Below are 4292 nucleotides of genomic sequence, written 5' to 3'. Positions count from 1 at the left end.
AATAACCAATAACAAATAACCAATAACAAATAACCAATAACCAATAACCAATAACCAATAACCGCCATGTTATATTTAGCCCAAGTACAAAAGAAGGAAATTTCAGGTGAGATAAGTCTGCAATTGCTGGCTTGTAAAAATTCTGATGATTCTTGGGCTATGCTTTTTCAAGAAACTGTCTTGACGCTACCGCCAGATTTTGCTCAAAATGTTTTAAATGAAAGGATGCTAGCATTAGCAGATATTGGCGAAAATAGCAAGGTTTTGCATATTCAATCCGCTACAAACTGGGTGCTAGAATTAGTTGAGAAGTATTTAACCACAGGCTTTACCCCCGATTTTTTGCAGCAAGAAGCCCAGAAGGCCCAAGGGTGGCGGCAATCTCTGACTTTGCAAAGTCAAGAGTTGTCTCGCCGATTGATTGAAGTTGAAGCCCGCCGCGAACAAATTCAAACTTTAGAAGCAAAACTCCAGCAGGAAAAGCAATTGCTCGAAAGTACCATCGCCCAATTGAAAAATTCACCAGAACCCGCCGAATAGAATTCGGGGGCTATACAAACAAAGTCCGCCTGCGCGGACTGAGATTGAAGCAATATTGCCCGCAGCTAAAGCACTTTTGACTTCATCCAAGCGGCGGGAAGACACAACAGTTTCTGAGAATTGGTAACGTAGGCCCGCTTCTGAAACACATCGTACTGATTGCGTTCGATCGCATTTAAGATTCTGCTGTACAACATCGTAGCAGCCCACACTGTCCAGCGGATATCGGGACTGAGCACTTTAATTCCCGGTTCGGCGCTGGCGTATAATTTGCGAGCTCGCTGAATTTGAAAGCGCATCAATTCCCGCCAGCGTTCGTCAATTACACCGTTGAATAAGTCTTCCTCGGTGTAGTTAAACAACGCTAAGTCTTCTAGGGGAATGTAGATGCGGCCGCGGCGGGCGTCTTCTCCCACATCGCGCAGAATATTCGTCAACTGCTTGGCGATACCGAGGGCGACGGCTTCTTCTTTGGGAATTCTATTCCCCCAGTGCCAATTCCAATTAGCAGCCGAGTTGGATTCGTCTACGCCCATGACAGACATCGACATCAGCCCGACAGTGCCGGCTACTCGGTAGCAGTAAAGATTGAGCTCTTCAAAAGTTTCGTAGCGACTGCGGTACAAGTCCATTTGTTGGCCCGCAATCATTTCGCGAAACGGTTGAATGTCGATCGGGAAACGAGACAGCGTATCCACCAAAGCGACATCATAATCGTCGTGAGGATGCCCCGCAAACAGCGATTCTAGGCGTTTTTCCCACAAATTTAGGGTTTCAGGGGTCGTAGCCTCAGAACCAGGCCCATCTACGAGTTCGTCGGTGCGGCGGCACCAGACGTAAATCGCCCAGATAGCCCGACGCTTGGCTTCGGGCATGAGTTGAGTGCCTAAATAAAAATTTTTGGCATAACTCGCTGTGACTTGGCGGCACAGTTCGTAGGATTCATCCAAAGAGGCCAGAGTTCTCATGCACTGGAGTTTTGACAGTTGCAGCATCCGAGAATAAGAAATTTAAAGATTAGAACTGACATTCCCCCGTTGAGACAACGAGAGATTCTTTTACGTCTTGAGGACTGACGCATCTGAACAAAGAAACCGGGTTTTTGAACCGAGATTGAGGGTTTTAAGCAAATATTTTGGTGAAAAACCCGGTTTCTGGTCGCCCGTGCGTCACTCCCAGTCTTTATGAAAAATTCTTAATTTTTCATTTTTTATTGGCTGTTGAAATAGCCTGCGCTGTCAGCTTACCAGAAAGCACGGCACCTTCCATACTCGCAAGATAACGCTGCATTGTATAATCCCCCGTTAGATAGAAATTGCTAATCGGAGTTGTTTGGGTGGGACGGCACTCCTGGCGGCCGGGGGTGGCTTTGTAAACGGAACGTGGGGTTTTGACTACGTGATATTTGAGCACTTTGGCGGGTTCTGGGATTTGGTCGGGAAAGAGCTTTTCTAACTCGACCATTGTGGCTGCGACGATATCTTCGTCGGATTTGCCAATCCAGTCTTTGGCCGGTGCGAGTACCAGTTCCAGCATTGATTTGTCTGGGTTGGCATATTCGCGGCAGGTGTTGCTCATGTCGGCGTAGACGCTCAACAAGGGCGATCGCGAGAACAGCAAATGGTCGATATCTGTCAGCTTGCGATCGAACCACAAGTGTACATTAATCACCGGTACTCCCTCCAAACCTTCGAGCTTTTTGAAATAAGCCATTTCGCCCCAAGGTTTCGGCATCATCAGCTTCAGCGGGTCAACCGGCATCGCCGAAACGTAAATATCGGCTGTCAGAATTTCTGACTCTGCCCCTTTTACGCCCCGAATCTGGAACCCGCGCACCGTGTTGTCATCCTCAAGCAAAAACTCCCCAATGGGTGCATTCAGCCGGACTTCGCCACCGCGTTCAGTTATGTAGTCTACCATCGGCTGACACAACCTCTCCGTAGGGGAACCGTCTAAAAAGGCCATTTTCGAGCCTTTTGTCTCTTGCAAGAAGCGGTTGAGGGCTGTCAGCAGAATGGTTGCAGATATTTCGTGGGGGTCGATAAAGTTCAGCGCCTTGGACATGGCGATGAATACTTCTTTTTCGACTCTGGGGGGGACGTTTTGCTTTTTCAGCCAGTCTGAAAACGAGTATTTGTCCATTTCTTCGACGTATTTCTGGCCTTGAAGTATCGCCGGAATCAAACCGATGCCGAAACTGATTTTTTCGGCCCAGGTGAGCATATCGTTGTTTCTGAGGATAGCCACAAGGCCATTCAACGGAGCCGGAATATTGGGAAAGTCAAAGCGAGAATAGGTTCCGGGAGTTTCCGGCTGATTGAAAATCATCGAGTGCTGTTTCCATTGCAGCCTGTCTTCGATGTCAAGTTCTTTGAATAATTGGAGCATATTTGGGTATGCGCCGAAGAAGATGTGGAGGCCGGTTTCGTACCAGTCGCCGTCTGCATCTTTCCAGGCGGCTACTTTGCCGCCGAGTACGTCCCGACTTTCCAGGAGGATGGGGGTGTGGCCCGCGTCGGTAAGATATTTTGCGCAGGAAAGTCCTGCTAAGCCGGCTCCGGCGATCGCAACTCGCATTTAATACTACTGCCCTCTGTTCGCTTCGCCTTAATTATACGTTACAACTCGTTACATTTTTCAAGCAATCTCTAAGGATGTGGCTGTGCCTTTGGGATCGTTCACTTAGCCCAACAGTCCGCCAGGGACTTTCAGTCCCTGTCTCATAGCGTAAGTCCTCTGAAAGAGGACTGAAGAATACATTATCCGAAAGTCCGCCAGGGACTGAAAGTCCCTGTCTTATAGCGCAAGTCCTCTCAAAGAGGACTGAAGAGTTTATTAGTCCTCTTTGAGAGGACTTCTGCTTTGAGGCAGGGGTTGAAACCCCTGCTTTCCCTGCGGGTCTGACCTTAAGTATCTTAGGAAACGTAATTGACAGGAATTAAACAAGTTTTGCTATCATGAATTAAGAAGAAATATTCATATATTGGTTAAATTTATGGTACAGACAATTCAAGCGAGAAATGTTGCGCTGAACGATTTGGAAACCAACTTCAAAATTGAGTGGATTGAAGATGACCAATTCTTTCGCGAGTGGCAAGATGATTTACCAGCAATCTCGGAAGCTGAAAAAGAGCGACTAAACAGAGTGAAAGCAAGTTACAGGAATTTGCTAGAACGTCCCCCGCTCCTTGAAAATACAGTCAAAATGGTAGTGCTGTCTCCGTTTTTAGATTTAGCTGATTTTTATCTTGCTCCTTTTCACGTTACTTCCGAAAAATCTGTGGAAATTGTTGACGAAGATGATGGGACGATTGTGAGAGGACAGTTGGATGTTTTGGCTTTGTTTCAGGAGTTTTGGGTAGTAGTTATCGAGTCCAAGCAAGCCGCATTTTCTCTGGAGGTAGGGGTTCCGCAGTTATTGGCTTATATGTTAGCTAATGTAACGATCGATCGACCTACTTACGGATTGTTAATGAATGGGGCAGATTTTCTATTTGTCAAGCTAGTTAAGGGTGAAACACCGCAGTATGCTTTTTCTCGGAAGTTTTACCTTTTCAATCCGGGGAACGATTTGTACAGCGTACTGAGTATTTTGAAGCGCCTCGGCGAGTTGAATGTTGGTAATCGAGTTTAGTCCATCAGTCCTCCCGCGCACCCGCTAGTCCGCCAGGGGTTAAAAACCCCCCTCTTATAGCTAAGGAATGAAAATTTAATAACATCAGCGATGTATAATAAATAAATGAGTGAATATG

Annotated in this window: 4 protein-coding genes; 2 read left to right on the top strand and 2 right to left on the bottom strand. The window is 46.7% G+C overall.

From position 1 onward, the window contains the following. The first annotated feature begins 66 nt into the window (after positions 1-66). Complete coding sequence (locus tag QT974_RS31835) at positions 67-540, top strand: hypothetical protein (RefSeq protein ID WP_333472369.1); 474 nt, start codon at positions 67-69, stop codon at positions 538-540. A gap of 65 nt (positions 541-605) precedes the next feature. On the opposite strand, the gene crtB is transcribed toward QT974_RS31835, so the two are convergent. Both crtB and pds read right to left on the bottom strand, forming a co-directional pair. Beyond that, complete coding sequence (gene crtB, locus QT974_RS31830) at positions 606-1535, bottom strand: 15-cis-phytoene synthase CrtB (RefSeq protein ID WP_333472368.1); 930 nt, start codon at positions 1533-1535, stop codon at positions 606-608. A 208-nt stretch (positions 1536-1743) separates the two neighbouring features. Continuing rightward, on the bottom strand, positions 1744-3117 hold the full coding sequence (gene pds / locus QT974_RS31825) for a 15-cis-phytoene desaturase (RefSeq protein WP_333472367.1): 1374 nt from the start codon (positions 3115-3117) through the stop codon (positions 1744-1746). A 418-nt stretch (positions 3118-3535) separates the two neighbouring features. On the opposite strand from pds, the gene QT974_RS31820 reads away from it, so the two are divergent. Beyond that, the gene (locus QT974_RS31820) at positions 3536-4174 is read left to right on the top strand and encodes a restriction endonuclease subunit R (protein ID WP_333472366.1); all 639 of its coding nucleotides are present in this window, start codon (positions 3536-3538) and stop codon (positions 4172-4174) included. The last annotated feature ends 118 nt before the right edge of the window (positions 4175-4292 follow it).

It is taken from the genome of Microcoleus sp. BM001215392 (assembly GCF_036700185.1).
In the GTDB taxonomy this organism is placed as follows: domain Bacteria; phylum Cyanobacteriota; class Cyanobacteriia; order Cyanobacteriales; family Microcoleaceae; genus Microcoleus.
Note: the sequence above shows the minus strand (reverse complement) of the source record. Positions and strands in the feature narration are given on the sequence as shown.